25 protein-coding genes are annotated in these 19,493 nt (G+C 43.6%); 22 read left to right on the top strand and 3 right to left on the bottom strand.

Going from position 1 to position 19,493, the window contains the following annotated elements; genetic code table 11:
• Positions 1–299: 299 nt before the first annotated feature.
• Both AB5754_RS06145 and glnA read left to right on the top strand, forming a co-directional pair.
• A complete protein-coding gene (locus tag AB5754_RS06145) occupies positions 300–677 on the top strand; it encodes a MerR family transcriptional regulator (protein ID WP_311832787.1) in 378 nt (125 codons plus the stop codon).
• Positions 678–721: 44 nt separating this feature from the next.
• Positions 722–2,062 (top strand): type I glutamate--ammonia ligase, encoded by a 1,341-nt coding sequence (glnA, locus tag AB5754_RS06140; protein WP_311832788.1) that lies wholly within the window; start codon positions 722–724, stop codon positions 2,060–2,062.
• Positions 2,063–2,147: 85 nt separating this feature from the next.
• Here glnA and AB5754_RS06135 read toward each other — a convergent pair whose 3' ends face one another.
• From AB5754_RS06135 to AB5754_RS06125, 3 genes are all read right to left on the bottom strand, one after another.
• A complete protein-coding gene (locus tag AB5754_RS06135; protein WP_368250957.1) occupies positions 2,148–3,296 on the bottom strand; it encodes a tyrosine-type recombinase/integrase in 1,149 nt (382 codons plus the stop codon).
• A 117-nt stretch (positions 3,297–3,413) separates the two neighbouring features.
• On the bottom strand, positions 3,414–3,812 hold the full coding sequence (locus tag AB5754_RS06130; RefSeq protein WP_368250956.1) for an ImmA/IrrE family metallo-endopeptidase: 399 nt from the start codon (positions 3,810–3,812) through the stop codon (positions 3,414–3,416).
• A gap of 14 nt (positions 3,813–3,826) precedes the next feature.
• Positions 3,827–4,210, bottom strand: coding sequence for a helix-turn-helix domain-containing protein (locus AB5754_RS06125; RefSeq protein ID WP_368250954.1), 384 nt, complete (start codon positions 4,208–4,210; stop codon positions 3,827–3,829).
• Positions 4,211–4,453: 243 nt separating this feature from the next.
• On the opposite strand from AB5754_RS06125, the gene AB5754_RS06120 reads away from it, so the two are divergent.
• From AB5754_RS06120 to AB5754_RS06025, 20 genes are all read left to right on the top strand, one after another.
• Positions 4,454–4,681 (top strand): helix-turn-helix domain-containing protein, encoded by a 228-nt coding sequence (locus AB5754_RS06120; RefSeq protein ID WP_368250952.1) that lies wholly within the window; start codon positions 4,454–4,456, stop codon positions 4,679–4,681.
• Entirely contained in the window at positions 4,653–4,919 is a 267-nt protein-coding gene (locus tag AB5754_RS06115; protein ID WP_368250951.1) for an excisionase, read from the top strand. Before AB5754_RS06120 ends, AB5754_RS06115 begins: the two co-directional genes overlap by 29 nt.
• A gap of 176 nt (positions 4,920–5,095) precedes the next feature.
• The gene (locus AB5754_RS06110) at positions 5,096–5,341 is read left to right on the top strand and encodes a hypothetical protein (RefSeq protein ID WP_368250950.1); all 246 of its coding nucleotides are present in this window, start codon (positions 5,096–5,098) and stop codon (positions 5,339–5,341) included.
• Positions 5,342–5,399: 58 nt separating this feature from the next.
• A complete protein-coding gene (locus AB5754_RS06105; RefSeq protein WP_368250949.1) occupies positions 5,400–6,167 on the top strand; it encodes a hypothetical protein in 768 nt (255 codons plus the stop codon).
• A 12-nt stretch (positions 6,168–6,179) separates the two neighbouring features.
• Positions 6,180–6,695, top strand: a complete 516-nt coding sequence (locus AB5754_RS06100) for a hypothetical protein (RefSeq protein ID WP_368250947.1) — start codon at positions 6,180–6,182, stop codon at positions 6,693–6,695.
• Entirely contained in the window at positions 6,695–7,873 is a 1,179-nt protein-coding gene (locus tag AB5754_RS06095) for a DUF2800 domain-containing protein (protein WP_368250946.1), read from the top strand. The genes AB5754_RS06100 and AB5754_RS06095 overlap by 1 nt, the downstream gene beginning before the upstream one ends.
• Positions 7,866–8,171 carry a hypothetical protein gene (locus AB5754_RS06090; RefSeq protein WP_368250945.1) on the top strand — a complete coding sequence of 102 codons (306 nt, stop codon included), beginning with the start codon at positions 7,866–7,868 and terminating at the stop codon, positions 8,169–8,171. Before AB5754_RS06095 ends, AB5754_RS06090 begins: the two co-directional genes overlap by 8 nt.
• Before the next feature lie 24 nt (positions 8,172–8,195).
• The gene (locus AB5754_RS06085; RefSeq protein ID WP_368250943.1) at positions 8,196–8,777 is read left to right on the top strand and encodes a DUF2815 family protein; all 582 of its coding nucleotides are present in this window, start codon (positions 8,196–8,198) and stop codon (positions 8,775–8,777) included.
• A 53-nt stretch (positions 8,778–8,830) separates the two neighbouring features.
• Positions 8,831–9,268 carry a hypothetical protein gene (locus AB5754_RS06080; protein ID WP_368250942.1) on the top strand — a complete coding sequence of 146 codons (438 nt, stop codon included), beginning with the start codon at positions 8,831–8,833 and terminating at the stop codon, positions 9,266–9,268.
• Positions 9,265–11,226 (top strand): DNA polymerase, encoded by a 1,962-nt coding sequence (locus AB5754_RS06075; protein WP_368250940.1) that lies wholly within the window; start codon positions 9,265–9,267, stop codon positions 11,224–11,226. The genes AB5754_RS06080 and AB5754_RS06075 overlap by 4 nt, the downstream gene beginning before the upstream one ends.
• A gap of 13 nt (positions 11,227–11,239) precedes the next feature.
• Positions 11,240–11,389, top strand: a complete 150-nt coding sequence (locus AB5754_RS06070; protein ID WP_368250938.1) for a hypothetical protein — start codon at positions 11,240–11,242, stop codon at positions 11,387–11,389.
• Entirely contained in the window at positions 11,386–11,712 is a 327-nt protein-coding gene (locus AB5754_RS06065) for a DUF5406 family protein (RefSeq protein WP_368250937.1), read from the top strand. Before AB5754_RS06070 ends, AB5754_RS06065 begins: the two co-directional genes overlap by 4 nt.
• Positions 11,709–12,311 (top strand): hypothetical protein, encoded by a 603-nt coding sequence (locus AB5754_RS06060; RefSeq protein WP_368250936.1) that lies wholly within the window; start codon positions 11,709–11,711, stop codon positions 12,309–12,311. Before AB5754_RS06065 ends, AB5754_RS06060 begins: the two co-directional genes overlap by 4 nt.
• A gap of 135 nt (positions 12,312–12,446) precedes the next feature.
• Positions 12,447–12,698 carry a helix-turn-helix domain-containing protein gene (locus AB5754_RS06055; RefSeq protein WP_368250934.1) on the top strand — a complete coding sequence of 84 codons (252 nt, stop codon included), beginning with the start codon at positions 12,447–12,449 and terminating at the stop codon, positions 12,696–12,698.
• Between the two features lie 6 nt (positions 12,699–12,704).
• On the top strand, positions 12,705–15,107 hold the full coding sequence (locus AB5754_RS06050) for a phage/plasmid primase, P4 family (RefSeq protein WP_368250933.1): 2,403 nt from the start codon (positions 12,705–12,707) through the stop codon (positions 15,105–15,107).
• A gap of 342 nt (positions 15,108–15,449) precedes the next feature.
• On the top strand, positions 15,450–15,752 hold the full coding sequence (locus tag AB5754_RS06045) for a VRR-NUC domain-containing protein (RefSeq protein ID WP_368250932.1): 303 nt from the start codon (positions 15,450–15,452) through the stop codon (positions 15,750–15,752).
• Entirely contained in the window at positions 15,742–17,103 is a 1,362-nt protein-coding gene (locus AB5754_RS06040) for a DEAD/DEAH box helicase (protein WP_368250931.1), read from the top strand. Before AB5754_RS06045 ends, AB5754_RS06040 begins: the two co-directional genes overlap by 11 nt.
• 5 nt (positions 17,104–17,108) lie before the next feature.
• On the top strand, positions 17,109–17,636 hold the full coding sequence (locus AB5754_RS06035; RefSeq protein ID WP_368250929.1) for a hypothetical protein: 528 nt from the start codon (positions 17,109–17,111) through the stop codon (positions 17,634–17,636).
• A 131-nt stretch (positions 17,637–17,767) separates the two neighbouring features.
• Positions 17,768–18,208 (top strand): terminase small subunit, encoded by a 441-nt coding sequence (locus AB5754_RS06030; RefSeq protein WP_368251022.1) that lies wholly within the window; start codon positions 17,768–17,770, stop codon positions 18,206–18,208.
• The gene (locus AB5754_RS06025; protein WP_368250928.1) at positions 18,186–19,484 is read left to right on the top strand and encodes a PBSX family phage terminase large subunit; all 1,299 of its coding nucleotides are present in this window, start codon (positions 18,186–18,188) and stop codon (positions 19,482–19,484) included. Before AB5754_RS06030 ends, AB5754_RS06025 begins: the two co-directional genes overlap by 23 nt.
• Positions 19,485–19,493 lie beyond the last annotated feature (9 nt).

Genomic DNA, 19,493 nt, shown 5'->3' with positions numbered 1-19,493 from the left:
GATGCTGTCTTTTTTTTAGCTTTCATGAAACATAGACTTCATTTTAATCACGTCCATCTTTTTAAAAAAGAAACGGTTTTTTATTGCTGGCAAGCTTCTATACTGAATTTTTTTCAAAAAAAATTTGAATGTTCGGTTTTTCGCGAGCTGAAATCATTGATAAATCAGCATTTTTAAATTTTTAGAAAATTTTTTCGAAATCGATGTTAGATTATCTAACATAAGCCGTTGACGAATTTTTTGAAAGTGGTATAGTTAACCCATGATCAAATTGGATGATTCATGAGAGGAGCAAAACTATGCGGGAAAAAGAATTACGACGTTCCTTGTCTGTTTTCCCCATCGGGACCGTGATGAAGTTAACGGATTTGACAGCACGTCAAATTCGCTACTATGAAGAACAAGATCTGATCCATCCCGAACGCAGTGAAGGAAATAGACGGATGTATTCATTAAACGATATCGATACCTTGTTAGAAATCAAGGACTATCTCTCCGACGGCCTTAATATGGCTGGAATCAAACATGCTTATCAAATGAAACAGCGCCAAGAAAAACAAGCCCAAGCCAAAAAGCCTTTAACCGACAATGATGTCCGTCGTATTTTTTATGATGAACTGTTAAACCAAGGTGGCTTGAATCAACAAAATCCATACCAACAAGGACCACGAATGTAGCCTTGTTGTGGAAATAAAATATCAATATATAAGGATGGGATAAAATGCCAAAAGCAAATTACACAACCGAAGATATTAAACGCATCGCCTCAGAAGAAAACGTACGCTTTTTACGTTTGATGTTCACTGATATCATGGGAACAATCAAAAACGTGGAAGTGCCAGTCAGCCAATTGGAAAAAGTCTTAGACAACAAGATGATGTTTGATGGTTCTTCGATTGAAGGCTTTGTGCGGATTGAAGAATCTGACATGTACTTACATCCAGATGTCTCCACGTGGATGATCTTCCCTTGGGAAAGCGACCATGGCAAAGTAGCTCGTCTTATCTGTGATATTTACAATCCAGACGGCACACCATTTGCCGGCGACCCTCGTGGTAACTTGAAACGGGTCTTGACCAATATGGAAGAAATGGGCTTCACTTCTTTCAACTTAGGGCCAGAACCAGAATTCTTCTTGTTTAAATTAGATGAAGATGGTGAAATCACGACTGATTTAAACGATGCAGGTGGGTACTTTGACTTTGCCCCAACTGACCTTGGGGAAAACTGCCGTCGTGACATCGTTCTTGAATTAGAAAATCTTGGCTTTGAAGTGGAAGCTTCTCACCATGAAGTAGCTCCTGGACAACACGAAATCGACTTTAAATATGCCAATGTAGTAGAAGCTTGTGACAATATCCAAACTTTCAAGCTTGTAGTAAAAACCATTGCCAGAAAACATGGCTTACACGCAACGTTTATGCCAAAACCATTATTTGGTATCAACGGTAGCGGCATGCACTGCAATATGTCTCTTTTCAAAGGCAAAGACAATGCCTTCTTTGATGAAGATGGGGAGCAACAATTATCTACTACCGCTTACCACTTCTTAGGCGGTTTGATGAAACACGCTCGGGCCTATACAGCAGTCTGCAACCCGATCGTCAACTCTTACAAACGTTTAGTACCAGGTTATGAAGCTCCGGTTTACGTAGCATGGTCTGGCTGCAACCGTTCCCCATTAATCCGGGTACCAGAATCTCGTGGTTTGTCCACTCGTTTGGAATTGCGCTCCGTGGATCCATCAGCGAACCCATATTTAGCCATGGCTGTTTTACTAGAAGCCGGCCTTGACGGGATTCGCAACGAAATGACACCACCACCATCTGTTGACCGTAATATCTACGTGATGAACGAACAAGAACGGGAAGAAGCGCAAATTCAAGACTTGCCTTCTACTTTGCACAATGCTTTGAAAGAATTGCGTAAAGACCAAGTGATGATCGATGCTTTAGGGCAACACATCTTCTGTAACTTCAATGAAGCTAAACGCATGGAATGGGCTTCCTTCCGTCAAACGGTTTCTGAGTGGGAAAGAGAACAATATTTGGAATTGTATTAAAAACAGGAAACAAACCGCTACAGGCTCCGGCTTGTGGCGGTTTGTTTGTTCTCTTATTTTGTCTTGCGAGCAAAATGCGAGCAAGTTAGTAATTTAGTTTGTTCAAACCTTCTATGAGGTTTGCTTGCATTTTATCAGTGACGTGGTTATAGATCTCCATTGTTGTTTTCATATCTTTGTGCCCTACGCGGTCCATGATTGCTTTAATTGGCATTCCCATTTCAGCTAACATGGAGACATGAGTATGCCGGAGATAATGAGTGGAAACGGGCTTGTCAATACCGGCTTTTTCTGCTGCATTTCTGAGACACGGTTCAAAGGTACGATAATCGATAGGCATCCCTTTTTTATTTGTAAAAATATAATTACGATCCTCGTAATTAGGAAATTCTCTTTTCATGAGTTGATTTTCTTGCTGTACTTTTCTAATGATTTCCACTGCTCTTTTTGAGAGAGGGATGTTGCGAAAAGCCTTGGACGTTTTTGGAGCTGTTCGAACTGGCTCGTCTGAGTATTTTCCGTCTCGGTGATCTATTGTGCCATTAACGGTGATGTAAGTTTCGTGAAATTCTGAATTTCTTAGGGCCACCATCTCTCCATACCGCAGTCCTGTTAAAGCTTGAAATTCAACCATATCTGCTTTTCTAGCGTTGACGGGTCTCGTATTCAGCTGGTCAATCAAAGCCCGAAGCTCATTTTTTTCTAAGTATTTTTCATGGCTTGCTTCCTGGCGTAAAATTAATTCCATACGAAATTGCGGAACTGTTACTTGATAGTTGTCTTTTTTTGCTTGCTTCATAACAGCGATGATTAGAGCTTTTATCTTTCTTGTATAGTTAAAAGAATACTTCTCTTCATAATATACTTTTTCAGTGAGGCTTTGCAAAAATAGCTCGTCGATATTTCGTATCATGGTTTTTGGACCAACAAGTCGCTTCACTGTTTCTACTGTCGAGATTGTGGATAGGTAGGAGGAGCGCTTTGCTTTCAGTTTGTACTTTTTTAAATAATTATCCATCGCTTTTTCAAACGTGATATTTGGTAGTTTGGAACTATTTAGCTGTTCATCGATTAGACCTTGGAGTAATTTTGCAGCCTGTTTCTTTGCCTGATTGGATTTGCTCGTGAGAGTTACAGAAACAGTTCTAGTTTTTTCAGTAAGTGGATCTTTGTAACGCTCACGGTATTGGTAGACAGTTTTTCCTTCTTTTGATTTTCTTTCTTTCATCCACATTATGATTTCCTCCTATTTTCTGCTAAAATAGGGCATAAGAAATAGGCCTATTTTAGGCTTGTTTTTTCGCAAGGCATTTCCCGCCGGTCGCCAAACTAGTCGGGAGATGTCTTTTTTTTATTGCCCAAATTCAAGAAAGGCATCTCGAACGATTGGGGCCATGTTCATGCTAAGTGAGTTCTTTTCAATAAAATCTAAATAGTTTACCGCTGAAGGATTTGCTTCGGGAAGTTCCATGTATTGCCTAACTAAATGACGTATCATGAATTCTTCTGCCTCATTTTCCATCTTCGCGTGCATCGCAAAAGTGGCACAATAGAGAGCTTCATTTTTCTGATGTTTTGCAGCGTGGCCCAACTCGTGTAAAAGGGCCTTGGTCATTTCATATTCATTAAGAATTGAACATAGCACGACTATGTTATAGGCAGCAATGTAGTGGCCATTATCGTCAAGATTGGGGTCATAGATGATTGTAACTTTCAGTTCTTCAATGATTTCCTTAATACGTTTGTCCAAAAACAGCCACCTGCCTACTTTTTCGATTTCAAATATCCTTCAATGATGCCCTTTAAGATTTCTCGATCATTGTCAGTGATAGGATCTCCGCTATAAGACATTACGGAGGCGAGAGCGGCTTCGATTTTTTCATCATCTGTCAAGCTATCCTTGAAATCTTCTTCTGGGTCAGAGGCAGGCCACGGGTCTTTTCGGTCGGTTCGGCCTAAAAGATAGTCAGTGGATACCGTAAAAAAGTCAGCCACTTTTTCTAAGACTGATGTGTTGGGTTTGCGAACATCCCATTTTCCAATCGTTCCATTTGAAATATTTAGTTTTCTTTCGAGTTCTGCGAGAGTCATTTTTCGTTGGTCTGCCAACATTTTTACTCGCTCTTTTGTGTTTACAAAATCGGCCATTTTAATTCTCCTCACAAAATTAGGATTAAATCTATTGACAAATAGAATTAAGTCTATTAAACTGAGGATGTGCTTGGGAGAGCGCAACAGCTTAAAGCCTTAACCCGATTCGTGAAAATCGATGAGATACCCAGATTCCGTTTTCGGGTATCTCTATGCACTAATGATAGAATTAAATCTATTGTTTGTCAAGGAGATTAGGCAATAAGTGTAGAAAATTATCTATTGGAAGGAGGGATGAAAATGATCTACGACAAAATAAAAAGTCTTGCTGCTCGTCGTGATATCTCGATTGCCGAATTGGAACGGAGTCTGGGGATTTCAAATGGCTCAATCTCAAAGTGGAATGTGGCCTCACCAAATTCCGCCAACTTGTTCAAAGTTGCCAAGTTTTTTGGTGTGACAATGGAGGAGCTGCTTGAAGAAAGTGAGGTGCAGGAGAATGCCAAAGCCGGTTCAAGTGAATCTTGATGAAGTTGAACAAAATCCAGACCGTGTGGCGATTAAGTATGGGAACAAAGAAGTAATTATGAAAATGTACTCCATTAAACAAGCTAGTTTGGATCGCTGGATTCGCATCATGGGTGAAACTCCAGAGTTTTCAGGTGGAGTGCTGCATCCGACTCACAAGATAGTGCTGATCGAGCTGGACGTTTTCGATGAGTTTGTTAGGTGGATGGATAAGAACAGGTATCGGAGGAGAAGTTGATGGAGAAAGATCACACGTTTGCAGCAATTTTAGTTACAACACTTTTAGGTGGATATGCCACTGTTCTGATTTTCGTCGCGGAGTATTCGAGGATGTCAGCTCTGTGTTTGACCTGGGCGCCAATCATCCTACTGGGCACGTACCTAATCGGTAAAAAAGTGGGGAGGGAAGAATAAGTGAGTAGCGATGTAGAAACGCATATAGGAAATTTGGAAACCTTGACTACAGATCTCGAACAAGTAGTTGATGTTTTAATCGTAGCCTCAGATTTATTTGTAATGCTACCTCGAGAGTTTAAACAAGGGCAGAGTCTAGTGGATGTAGCTGTAATTAGCCTGCAAAATATTCTTGCAGAAACGCAAGACGAACTAACTATGACTCAAGATTGCATAAAAAAAACTGACTCCGCCGGCAAGCAATGAGTCAGTTCATTAAAAACCATTCAAGTGCATTATAGCACGATTCGGAGGTGGGAACACGTTGGATGAAATTGATATTGTCATGAAACACCTTAGGGCGATGGGAGAATTGAAACCGGAAAAGCCCCCTAAAGCACCTAAGAAACCAAAAGAGCCTAAAGCTTTCGATCCAGAAAAAGCAACACCCGCAAGACAAAAAGCTTACGACAAGCGGATGGCTACCTATAACGAAAAGCTAAAAACGTATAACGAAGAGTTTTCTAGGTACGCCAGGGCTTTTGATAATTGGAAGCTTAACGATGACCGCAAGAAGATTTTAGTGTCACAGGTCAAGCTTACAGAAAACGGAACGTTGCTTGGGGGCAGTCCTCATCGGGCGTTTATGTTAACAGGATTTGAAAACGAGATGGAGATAGATTATTTCATCGGTGGAGAGGGTAAGAAGTTCCCGGATTTTACCAAATTCTTTCCCAATCTTGACTCACCGTTATTAACGCTAACTGACATCACTGCCTTTCGAAAATTCTGCCAACCCTTGACCTCAGTATCGGAAAGTTTGTTAGTCATTCTTGAAAACGGGGAGTGGACATTCAAACCTAACCCCCATGACAAAAATCCCTTTTTTCAATCTGCTGCCTGGGATTTGGATTACTTCGATGAGCCGGTGAAGTTTGGCATTGACCCCCAGAAGCTAGTTGATATGATTATGCTTTTTGAAAAATTGAAAGTAAAAGAGATTCGGATGCATCTTGTATCACCAGTACGACCTATCATTTTTGAAACTGAACGGGGCAACTATGTGATTTGTCCTATACGAATGAACTTTTAGGAGGAAAAAATAATGGCAAAAATTACATTAAATATTGAGGCAGAAAATACGAAAGATTTGAAAGCGACTATCGAAGACTTGAATGCGGCTATGAATCCAGCCCCTACCGTACAAATTGGCATCGAGGGAGATCACTTGGCCAAGTCGCTAGCAGAAGCTGTCTCAGAAAAGCTGGAAGAGCCAGAGAAACCAAAAAAGCCAGCCACAAAGAAGAAACCAGCACCAAAGAAAGAAGTGCCGGTAGAGGACTCTACGGACTCAACCTCAGACACCGAACCATCCGAAGCTGGAGAGTCGCAAGAGCCTATTGAAGAAGCACCACAGAAATCGGCAACGGCTGACCATCATCCGGGAGCCACCAAAGCAGATGTCCAAGCGTTGATGAAAAAAGCAATGTCTAGTGGGCATCGGGATGCGGTCAAAACTGCCTTTCAACGAAATAACGCTACGAAACTAAGTGAATTAGCAGAAGAGGACTATGGCGTGTTCATGACAGATTTGGAGGCACTGATGGAGGGTGATAAATAATGGCAAGTCCAACTTTTCATGCCCGGCTTTCTCCTTCTGGTGCCAAGCGGTGGCTTCACTGCACTATGGCGCCGACGATGGAAGACGGAATACCTGACAGTGGCAGTGTGTATGCGGCAGAAGGAACGGCGGCACACAGCTTGGCAGAGTTAAAACTGCAATACGAGACGGGCAAAATTACCAAGCGAACCTTTACTCTACGCTACAACAAGTTTAAAGCGAACAATGAGTTTTACAGCCCTGGCATGGACGACTATGTAGACGAATACGTTGGCACGGTGATGGAGCGATTCAATGCTCTACCGAATGCCTCGATCGACTTGGAAGTGCGGGTGGACTACTCCGACTGGGTGCCAGACGGAACTGGGACCTCTGATGTGGTAATTGCGGCGGATGGGGTGATTGAAGTAATCGACCTGAAATATGGGAAGGGTGTTCCTGTTTCTGCTGAGTGGAACGAACAAGCCATGCTATACGGTTTGGGAGCTTTTCACGAATACGACATGATCTATGATTTTCAAGAAGTTCGCATGACTATTGTGCAACCTCGCCTAGGTAGCATCAGCACGTTTGAGATGACGATAGAGGAGCTTTTGAGTTGGGCGAATGATTTTGTGAAGCCTCAAGCCGAAAAAGCCTCTAAAGGTGAAGGGGAGTTTGACCCATCACCAGACACCTGTCAATGGTGTAAAGCAAAAGGGTTCTGTAAGGCCCGGGCTGAGAAAAATTTAGAGATAGCATCTTATGAATTTAAGAACCCGGCTTTTCTATCTCCTTTAGAGTTAGCTGACATCTTGGCCAAAGCGAAAGAAATTACTTCCTGGATTAAAGATGTAGAAGAGTATTCTCTTGAGATTGTCCGAGATCATGATGCCCGAGTTCCTGGTTGGAAATTGGTTGAAGGTCGTAGTAATAGGAAGCTGACGGATGAAGAAGCCGCCATCTTCGTTCTTGAAGCAGAAGGCTTTGAGGATGATGACATCCTGAAACCTCGCACTCTCCAAACCATCACTGCCTTAGAGAAAGTGATTGGCAAAAAACGTTTTGCTGAACTTCTTGGGGAATATGTAGTGAAGCCAGAAGGGAAACCTGTACTCGTACCCGAAGAAGACAAGCGCCCAGCTCTGAACGGTCTAGCTTCTGCCGAAGAGGACTTCGGGGGTGTCGGGGATGACTGAAAAAGAGAAGAAGGAAAAAGTAGTTCTCTTTCAAGGTTCTAACTATCGAGTTTTGGCTATGGATCGCTACAACGTCATGCTAGAAATCCTAAACAGTGAAGGTAACTACAAATTCGTTGGCTATTACACATCAACAGTAAAAGCTTTGCAGGCGTTGATTCGGCAAGACTTACTAATGGACCGCACAGAAACACGAGATATCAAAGAATACCTGAACGAAATTCAAGTCTACAAAGAAAAAATTATGAACGACATCGAGGCACATTTTTCAGCCGAAGATGATGAACTATTCAACTAAAAAAAACGAAAGTAGGAAATTAAAATGGCAAAACGAAATGGAACGAAAGTAATCACAAATAAAGTACGGTTGAGCTATGCCAACCTTTTACAACCAAAGGCGTTTGAGGGACAAGAAGCGAAATACTCTACTATGCTCTTGATTGACAAGGACGACAAAGAAACGGTCAAGCTGATGAAGGAAGCTATCAAAGAAGCTTATGAAGCAGCTAAAGGGGACAAGTTGAAAGGAGTCAAACCTGATCGCTTAAAAACCACTCTGCGTGACGGGGACGATGAATTTGATACAGAAGAACGGCCTGAGTTTGCCAACAAGTATTTCATCAATGTTTCTTCAAAGACGAAACCGGGTTTGGTGAAACGTGAAGGTGGGATGACGGTTAAGACCGAAGATCCCGATGAAATCTATAGTGGTGTGTATGCTTTTGCCTCCATTAACTTTTACGCATACAACACTGCTGGCAACAAGGGGATTTCTGCTGGACTTAATAACATCATGACGACTGGTAAAGGGGACTATCTAGGAGGACGTGCTTCTGCGGATGCGGACTTTGGTGATATGGACTGGGACGATGAAGAAGAATCTGGAGACGATTTCTTCGCATAAAAAGTGAATAGGGGCAGCGATGCCCCTTTCTTTAATTCTGGAGGTGTTAGGACGTGACGATGACAACCAAGCAGGTTGCACAGTATATAGCAAAACAGCTACTCGCTGCCGGAGTAGTAATCCAATACTACGAAGCGTATTCTACCAATTCCATCTACCTTAAATTCGATTGTGGTCTTGCTAATTCTTTGCGCATTGGTGACCACAAAGGGAAAAAGAATTTGAATTATATGTTCATGGTGGATGTCAATCATCGAGGTGCAAGGAAAATTTTGCGGGGTAAGTTTACTCAATATATCTATGGGCCTGATGAGATTCAGCTCAATCTTTTGGTTGAGCACATTCTGCATCATCGAGAAACAAAGATTATGAATTGTTTCACCGAAGATTTCTATCGTGAGGATATGAAAGCAGCCTACTTGAAAAACCGTAAGCAAGCGGGATTCTGGAAGCAATCAAAGTTCATTGGCAAGAAAGTGGAATTTCTATGAAAACGTTAAATATTGATATCGAAACTTACTCAGAAGAGGACCTGGGTAAAGTCGGGGTTTACAAGTACGCCGATAGTCCTAGCTTCGAAATCCTTCTTTTCGCATACGCCATCGATGGTGGCCAAGTGGAGTGTGAGGACATGACGCTTTCAGATGTGCCGGATGAAGTAGTTAAGGCTTTGACAGATAAGGATGTTTTGAAAGTAGCGTTTAATGCTCAGTTCGAACGGATTTGTCTTTCTAAGTGGCTAGGGGTTCCGTACTATCTGGATGCCCGGCAGTGGCACTGCACCATGGTCCACGCCAACGAGTTAGGTTTGCCAGCTTCACTTGGTCAGTGCGCCAAGTATTTAGGCATCGAACAGCAGAAAGATACCCGAGGCACACAGCTCATCAATTATTTTTCGAAGCCGTGTAAACCGACAAAGGCGAACGGAATGCGGACACGAAATTTGCCGGAACATGATCCCGAAAAATGGGCTACCTTTACTGAGTACTGTATTCAAGACGTGGTGGTAGAAATGGCTATTGCTGACAAGTTGAGCCGTTTCCCAGTCAAAGAATCAGAGTGGGAGCTTTACGCCCTTGATCAACGCATCAATGATTTAGGTGCTGAGATTGACCATGAATTAGCGACAGCAGCGATTGAGATTATGGACCAATTAACGGACGAAAATATGGAGAAAATGAGAGCTGTCACGGGCTTAGAAAACCCCAACAGCTTGAAACAATTCAAAGAATGGCTAGCTGGCCAAGGCACGCCATTCGAAAAACTGGGTAAGGAATTAGTCGAGAAGGCGCTAGCGCTTGGCAATCTGCCGGAACAAGTGCAGGAGGCTCTAAAGCTCCGTCTCAGTCTTTCGAATTCCTCCACTAAAAAGTATCTGATGATGGACGGCGCACGTTGTAGCGATGGCCGTATTCACGGTATCTTGCAATTCTATGGCGCCAACAGGACCGGCCGTTGGGCGGGGCGTCTTTTGCAGGTACAGAACCTTCCCCGCAACTATCTGGATGATATTGGCTATGCCCGAGATTTGGTAAAAGCCAAAGATCTTGAAGCGATTGAATGGGTCTATGGCGATGTGCCGGACACTCTCAAACAGTTAATCCGCACCGGGTTAGTCGCCAAAGAAGGGCACCGTTTCATTGTTTCCGATTTTTCCGCGATTGAAGCCCGAGTGATCGCCTGGTATGCCAATCAAGAGTGGGTACTAGATGTTTTTCGCACTCATGGGCAAATCTATGAAGCGACGGCGGCTCAGATGTTTGGACTTGGCGCTGTGGAAGATTATGACTGGAAAAGTCATGAGGGGAAAGCCATGCGACAACGTGGGAAAGTGGCAACGTTGGCTTTAGGTTATCAGGGTGGACCTGGCGCGTTGATCGCGATGGGGGCTTTGGACAATGGCATTGCTGAAAGTGAGTTGCCGGAAATCGTTAGCCGATGGCGTGAAACCAATAAACGGATTACTCGCTTCTGGTATGACACGCAGGCAGCAGTTCTCGACTGTCTGGAAAATGGCGGCGTGAGGAAGGGACCGAGAGGACTCAAGTTTTTCAAGAGGTCTGGTTTTCTTTTCATCCAGCTACCAAGTGGCCGGCGTTTGGCTTATGCGAAGGCACACATAGAGGAAGGAAAGTTTGGCCCTGCTGTCTTTTACGAGGGACAAGGAGACAAAGTGGTATTCACCAAACAGCAGACCTATGGCGGGAAACTGGTGGAAAACATCGTACAAGCAACAGCTCGGGATGTGTTGGCAGAAGCCATGCAACGACTCGAAAAAGCGGGCTATCCGATTGTTTTTCACATCCACGATGAAGCGGTGGCCGAGGTGCCTGACGGCTCTCACTCCATCGAGGAGATGAACAAACTAATGGCCGTGGCGCCTGATTGGGCAGACGGATTGCCGTTGAATGCTGAGGGATTTGAGACCAAGTATTACATGAAAGATTAAGGAGGAAGATTTGATGAAACAATTTTATGTTCAGTATTTGAACTCTTCGAATAAGTTATGTGGCGAATATATTGCCGCCTATGATTTGAGGGATGCCGAGCTAACTGCGAAAAATATTCAAGGACTTTCTCGCATCATTGACGTGAAGGAGGTAGAAGGATGAAAAACTATGACCCGAATATTTATTGGGGGAGACACACAATTAAAGTGTCTTTTCAATGCTGGGATTATAAAGGGTATGTGACCTACCGGGTTGGGGGTAATGCGAAAGGTATCAGCGTACTCCAGATAGATCACTATGAACTTTCAGATACGAAATTTTTAGATAACAACGTTCGCCTCCGAGATAGTGGTGAGGGGTGGTACCGGATGTATTTGACTAATGGAGAAGGTGAAGAGCTAGAAGTTGAAGAAGAGTGGACAGAAATCAGCAACAGTATTGTTGGAGTGCAGATTATTGATTTTGTGAAGGAGGGTGAAGCATGATAAAAACGAGTCATTGGGAGACGTTAAATTTTGAAAATGCTATGAGGGGGATGCGGAACCCTATGAACAGCTGGGAGAAATCAGACAGCGTGCATCAACATATTGGTCCGAATGATTTAGATTTATTGCTGCGCTTGACTAAAGCCGGCACCGACCACAGAAAAGTTCTTCGCCAGATGATGGTTTCTGTCGATATCACGGCCCCGTTGTATTGGTGGAAGGAGTTTGATACTTACAAAGTCGGTACTGTGGCCAATTCTACTAGTACGATGCACAAGATCCACACGAAGCCTTTTGAGATGGTGGATTTTAGCACTGATCAGATGGTAGGAACCGCCGTGCTGTTTATGGCAGAGCAGGTGATACCGACACTAGAGAGTATGCGCATAGTATATCTGACTCATCATGACAAAAAGGTGTGGTATTCAATTATCCAGCTTTTGCCGTCTAGCTATAACCAAACTCGGACAGTGACACTAAATTATGAAGTGCTTCTGAATATGTATTTGGCAAGACGAAAACACAAGCTTCAAGAATGGCAAGACTTTTGCGAGGAAGTCTCGGCACTTCCTTACTTCAAAGAAATTTCGGGGGTGTAGCAGATGGATGCTGAAACGATTGCTCTTTTAAGGAAGCTACTATTTTGGCTGAATCAACATATCCCGGAATTGCAAGAGCTGTGGATGCACCTTTTGAACCTTTTAGCTAACTATGGATGAGAGGGTGTGAGTGAGATGAGAAGATCGTTGACTGAAACGTTCTGGGTGAACATGGAACGATATCAGGAATTACGGGGGCTTGATGATAAGCAAATTGCCCAGCATCTGGGGATTAGAAGGGATTCATGGAGAGAATACCGCAGTATGAAGCAGAGTCCGAAACTACAACGGGTGGAAAAACTCGCCAAGATTCTGCGAGTAAAACCGATTGACCTTCTGGAGAGCTGGACGGAAAAGGAATGGCGAGAAGTTTTTGAGAAAGGATAAGGACGTATGGAACAACCGAAAGTAGCACCAAAACTGAAATATGACGGTGAGATCAAACTCGCCATCGGAAGTTCCAAGACCGAACGTAAGTGGAAGAACCGAGAGCAGTCTTGGTCTGAGTTTCTTCTTGGACTGAATACGCCTACTGTGACCCAAGAGACGGTGGCGGACTACAAGAAGATGCCGAAGAGCCGGCAGGACGCCATCAAGGACGTTGGCGGGTTCGTGGGTGGTTGGCTAAAGGAAGGCAAGCGGAAGCGGGGCTACGTGCAACAGCGTAGTCTCGTGACGCTAGATGCCGATAGCACGACTCTGGATTTCTGGGATGACGTACAGCTGATGGCAGATTTCGCCTGTGCGGTGTACACAACCCACAGTCATCTGGTGAAAGGACCACGGTACCGGTTAATCATTCCCCTCAGTAGGCCTGTAACGGCTGAGGAATATGAACCGCTAGCCCGGAAAGTGGCAGAGATGTTCGGCATGGACAACTTCGACGACACGACGTATCAAGGCGAACGGTTAATGTACCGACCCAGCCACTCGATGGACGGTGAGTACTTCACTGACTACTTGGATCAACCTTGGCTGGATCCCGACACAGTTCTTAGTGAGTATGTGGATTGGCGAGATGCCAGTTTTTGGCCGGAGAGTAGTCGAGGACACACGATTCGAGACGCCCAGGCGAAAAAAGCTGGGGATCCCTTGGAGAAAAAGGGCATCGTGGGTGCCTTCTGTCGGACCTACGATATTGTTTCTGCGATTGAGACTTTTCTGCCAGATGTCTATGGACCGACTGGGCGAGATGACCGCTGGACCTTCTTAGGTGGGACCACTTCTGGTGGATTGGTCGTCTATGAAGACAAATGGGCCTATAGTCACCACGGGACGGACCCGGTGGGAGACCAATTGGCGAACGCTTTTGACCTTGTCCGGATCCATAAGTTTGGGGATTTGGATGAAGACGCTAAGCCCAATACACCGCCTCAAAAGATGAAATCCTATCGTGCGATGAATGAGTTTCTACAAGATGATAAGGCGGTAATCGGTCAAATGGCCAAGGATCGTTTGGGCGAGGCCGCGGAAGACTTTGACGGGTTTGAAGTGGATGAGGATAATGCGATTGAAACTGGATGGCTGACTTTTGATCAGAATGGTTTCCCAATTATTAATCCATACCTATTAGCACAAGAAGTAGTAAGTGAGGTGCCACTGTTCTATGATGGCCAAGAGTTTCTGCGATATGACCAACGAAAAGGAATCTGGTGCACGGGGGCGGAAGACTACCTAAGAAGTTACCTCACCAACCGAAAACTGCTGAAAGAAACTAAGATTCGGCATTTGTCTGAGGCCATTTCGGCTATTAAGAATTTGATCTACACTGAGGAAGATTTTCAGGAAACGGACGTCAATAAGTTGGTTTTGTCCAACGGTATTTATGACCTGAAACAGGACACGTTTACTGCCGGTTTTGACAAGAAACTCTATGCCAGAACCGCCCACCCTGTTGAATTTGATGCAGAAGCAGATTGCCCAGTATTTGACGGATTTGTTCGGCAGATAGTTGGGGGCGAAAATGCCGCCTTTGTTTATGAGTGGTTTGGTTATAATTTCTACCGAGAATACACGCTACAGAAGATGCTTTTCATTCACGGAAAAGCCGGAACAGGAAAGTCTACTTTAGTTAATATCTTGAAAGAACTGATTGGCAAAGATAACTATAGCGCCGTCACGTTGAAAAACCTGATGAACGAACGCTTTGCACCAGCTGGACTTTACCGAAAGGCTGCCAATTTCGATACAGATGCCAAGCCTGAGTATTTGGCCGATGGTTCTTTGCTGAAACAATTGACCGGGGAAGATACTATCTATGCGGATCGTAAGAATCAGGAGCCTATATATTTCTATAATTACGCCAAGCTGACCTTTGCCATGAACGAGCTGCCGGCCATGCGAGATTTTAGTGGTGGTTTGAAGCGTCGTCTGTTGATTCTAAAGATTGATGAAGAATTAACCGATGAAGTTAAACGGGAGTTTCCATTGAAAGTGATGATGGACGAAATGCCGGGGATTTTTAATAAAGCGATGAAGGGCCTACGGAAGGCGCTGCAACACGGATTCACTGAAACGTCGGACATGTTAGAAAATGTTGGACGGTGGGTCCAAGGCAATGATGTGCTTTCACTGTTTATTGAGGATGAATGCGAAGTTGGCCCAGAGCTGAAAACCCCAGCTAAAGAAGCCTACAGCAGTTATGTTAGTTACTGTAAGCAGTCAGGCTATCACGCAATGACAAGAAACAATTTTGTGAATCGTATGAAGGAATTAGGCTATGAAAACAAGGCAGTGAAAGTTGACGGAAAAGCCATAAAATGTTGGCTTGGAATTAAGGTGGATGACGAATTTTAGGTTACTTTTCCTCAAAGGTAAAAAAGGTAACCGGCGAAAAAGGTTACTTAGTTACTTTTATTTTGAACTCAAAAAATTTTTGTTAGTGAGAAAAAAAGGTAACTAGGTAACTAGTAACTTTAAAAAAGTAACCCAACTGAAAAAGGTAACCAAAAGGTAACCCGTTAAATCGTTGATATAAAAATATTTATAGTATATCGGTTACCTAGTTACCTTTTTCTTCTATTGAAATAGTATAAAAAAATAAAATATATAAAAGGGTATATAGGGGTATGCATAGGTTAAATATATAGGGAGCCTGAGTGAGTTGGAAAAAAAGGTAACCGGAAAGAGGGGATGGGCATGGATTTAGAAAAAGATGTGGAGAAGCATTTGAAAAGCCAAATTTCAAAAAGAGGAGGTCTGAGTTTGAAATGGACCTCGACGGTGAGAGGTGTGCCGGACCAAATTATTTGTCTCCCGAACGGGGACACTGTTTTCGTCGAGGTGAAAAAGCCAGACGGCCAGACGCGAAAATCCCAAGACAAAATGATTCGAACTTTGCAAGATTTGCATCAAACAGTTTTTGTCTGTTACACAAAAATGCAAGTAGACACACTGGTGAGAGACTTGGAAAGAATCGGGTGCTTTAACCGTGGAAGCTAAACTTCATGAGTACCAGGAGTATTCGAAAGACTGGATTCTGGATCATCCATACTGCGCCTTGTTCTTAGATATGGGCCTAGGGAAGTCTTTAACCACCTTGACTGCTATCGATGAATTGCTAAACACATTTGAAGTGATTGAAAATGTTTTGGTGATCGCGCCTTTGTCAGTAGCAGAAAAGACCTGGAGTGATGAAATCGAGAAGTGGGACCATTTGAACCACCTAACCTTTTCCAAAGTGTTAGGATCCAGACAACAAAGAATGGCGGCTTTAGACAAAAAGGCAGATGTCTATTTAATCAATCGGGAGAATGTGGAGTGGCTAGTTGATCACTACCGAAAAGATTGGCCGTTTCGAACCGTCATCATCGATGAGTCCTCCAGTTTCAAATCGCCATCAGCGAAACGATTCAAGGCTTTGCGGAAAGTCCGGCCAATGATTGAGCGGTTGGTAGAACTGACCGGGACACCATCGCCGAACAACCTAATGGACCTGTGGAGCCAGATTTATCTTTTGGATCAGGGTGAGCGATTAGGAAAAACGATCACTGCTTTTCGAAATCACTATTTCACCCCGGCCTCGCAAAACGGTCACATTGTTTATAGCTGGGCGCTACTTCCGGGAGCAGAAGAGGCAATCTACAAGAAAATCAGTGATATTTGTGTTTCGATGAAGGCCAAGGATTACTTGAATTTACCACCCCGTACCAACAACGTGATTGAGGTGGAGCTATCCAGTGCAGACTGGAAAAAATACAAAGAACTGGAACGGCATTATGTGTTGGAACTCGATGAGTCGGATGTGGTAGCTAGCAATGCCGCTACCCTTTCCAACAAATTGCTACAAATGGCGAATGGCTGTATCTACGACGAAAATGGAGAAGCAAAGCCAATCCACGAGAAAAAGCTAGACGCTTTGGAGCGAGTTATCGAAGAATCACAGGGGCAGCCAGTTTTAGTTTTTTACCAGTACAAGCACGACCTTAGTCGAATTCAAGAGCGATTCAAGCAAGCTAAAGTGTTAGATGTTTCTGCCGGCGACATCAAAAAGTGGAATGAGGGTAAGATTCCTGTACTTTTGGCCCACCCACAATCTGCCGGCCATGGGTTAAATCTTCAAGCAGGAGGGCACATCATTGTTTGGTTCGGGCTAACTTGGTCTTTGGAGTTTTACCAGCAAGCTAATGCCAGATTGGATCGTCAAGGACAGCAGAACCCTGTCATCGTTCATCATCTTGTCGCAAAAGGAACGATTGACGAAGATGTGATGAAGGCGCTAGAAACCAAAGAAGTAGGGCAAGAAGCTTTAATGGCAGCCGTCAAGGCACGAATTAACGAGTATCGGAGGTAGGAATATTGGCAAATGGGTTAACGAAGCATCAGCTAGAAATTATTGCAGAAGCAGTTTTAAAGCAGCAGAAGAAACAGGAAAAGAAAACTGAAACCGCCGAGAAAGACTGGCGATTGAGAAATACCAAATTACTTCTTCGCCATTACCGCTGGTTAAGTCTACACTGTGAGGAACTAGTGGAGGATCTCGACGAATACGAGGAAATTCTTTTTGAGCCGGAAGAATTAAACCTTAAAGCGCTTATGAAATACAAGGCGAAAACGAAAAAAATGATGGATTATTTTGATGCTACTTGGGGTTCCTATTATCAACATTGCAAGAATCGGGGAGCAATGGCCCAGCGCAGAGTTGATGTTTTGTACAAGCTTTATATATCAAAAGCTGATTTCAAAAAAGTTGAAATTGCTGAAATCTATGGGGTTGATGAGTCTACTATTCGCCGAGATGAGAGCAAGGCGACCAAAGAATTGTCTATCTTCCTTTTTGGAATTGATAGCCTTAACGATCTTGAAAATATTTTGTCCGCAGGTTGAATGCACAAACAGTGCCTTGAAACCGCCGATAAAAAGATTTAAGATGATATCGTGAAATAATTATGAGATGAGAAGGCATTCGCTTCGGCGGGTGCCTTTTTTATGCAGAAAGAAGGTGAATAGACGTGACAATGACCGCTAAACAGCAAATCTTTGCGGATGAATACCTAAAGGACCTCAACGGGACCAGAGCTTATAAAGCTGCTTATCCAAATGTGAAAAAAGATTCGGTGGCTTCTGCCAATGCGGTACGATTGCTAGGAAATGCTAAGGTTAAATCTTACATTGACGAACAGCTAGAAAAGATGCACAACGAACGAACTGCGGACGCCCAAGAAGTTTTGGAGTATTTGACCTCTGTTATGCGAGGACAGCAGAAGGAAGAAGTTTTACGTGGTGTCGGAATGGGGGAACAAACGAAAACGAATATCGAAGTTGGAGCAAAAGACCGCTTAAAGGCTGCGGAGCTGTTAGGTAAGCGCCATGCGCTATTCACCGATAAGGTAGACCTCCAAACTGGTGATATCGTGATTAAGGTTGGTGAATGGGATGAAGACGAGACCGAAGATTAATATCGTCCTTGAGTTCCCAAAGCCAGCTAAAGTTTTCAACAAACATATTTTTGATATTCGAGACGACTACACCCGCTTTACCGAGATTCACTATGGAGGTGCCAGCTCTGGCAAGTCTCACGGCGTAGTTCAAAAAGTTGTGATGAAGGCCTGTAAAAAATGGCGAAAGCCCCGTAAAGTTCTTTTCTTGCGGAAGGTTGGCCGGTCTATCCGCGACTCCATCTTTGCCGATGTGGTTGCCTGCTTAAGTGACTGGAACCTTTTAGACCGTTGCAAAGTAAACATGACGGACTTTCGTATTACTTTGCCAAACGGTGCGGAGTTTCTTTTCAAGGGTATGGATGACCCGGAGAAAATTAAATCCATCAAAGGAATTTCGGATGTTGTGATGGAAGAAGCCACAGAGTTCACGCTTGATGACTACACCCAGTTGACTTTACGGCTGCGGGATCGTGGGCATAAGTTTCGCCAAATATTTTTGATGTTTAACCCGGTTAGCAAATCGAACTGGGTTTATAAACAATTTTTTGCAGAAGGGGTCACCAACGATCCTAAGCGGATTCGAATCCATCACACCAGTTACAAGAACAATCGGTTTTTAGATAAAGAGAACCGCCAAACCATCGAAGAATTGGCAGACCGAAACCCGGCTTATTATCGAATTTATGCTTTGGGCGAATTTGCCACTTTGGATAAGTTGGTCTTTCCAAAATTTAAAACAGCATTACTCAACAAGGACAAGCTAAAAAGTTTGCCCTCTTTTTTTGGTCTTGACTTCGGCTATGTCAATGACCCGTCAGCCTTTGTCCATGTCAAGATTGATGAGGCGAATAAGAAGCTCTACATCCTCGAGGAATACGTCAAAAAACACATGCTGAATGATGAGATTGCCAAGGTAATTCAAGAATTAGGATATGGCAAAGAAGATATCTATGCCGATTCTGCCGAACAAAAAAGTAATGCCGAACTACGAGTAAAAGGTCTGAGTCGTGTCCACGATGTTAAGAAAGGTAAAGGCTCGATTCTATCGGGCTTACAGTTCATCCAGCAATACGAAATCATCATCGACGAGCGGTGCTTTAAAGTCATTGAAGAGTTCGAGAACTACACCTGGCAAAAAGACAAAAAAACAGGGGAGTATGTGAACATCCCCGTTGATGCATACAACCACACGATTGATGCGATTCGGTATGCGTTGAGTACCGCCATCTTTAACCTAAAACCAAAACCCGATACAGCAAAAAAACTGCAAGTTGCGAAACGCTTCTTCGGTTAGGAGGGAAAC

It is taken from the genome of Enterococcus sp. 2201sp1_2201st1_C11_2201SCRN_220225 (genome assembly GCF_040925905.1).
Classification (GTDB): Bacteria; Bacillota; Bacilli; order Lactobacillales; family Enterococcaceae; genus Enterococcus_C; species Enterococcus_C asini_A.
Note: the sequence above shows the minus strand (reverse complement) of the source record. Positions and strands in the feature narration are given on the sequence as shown.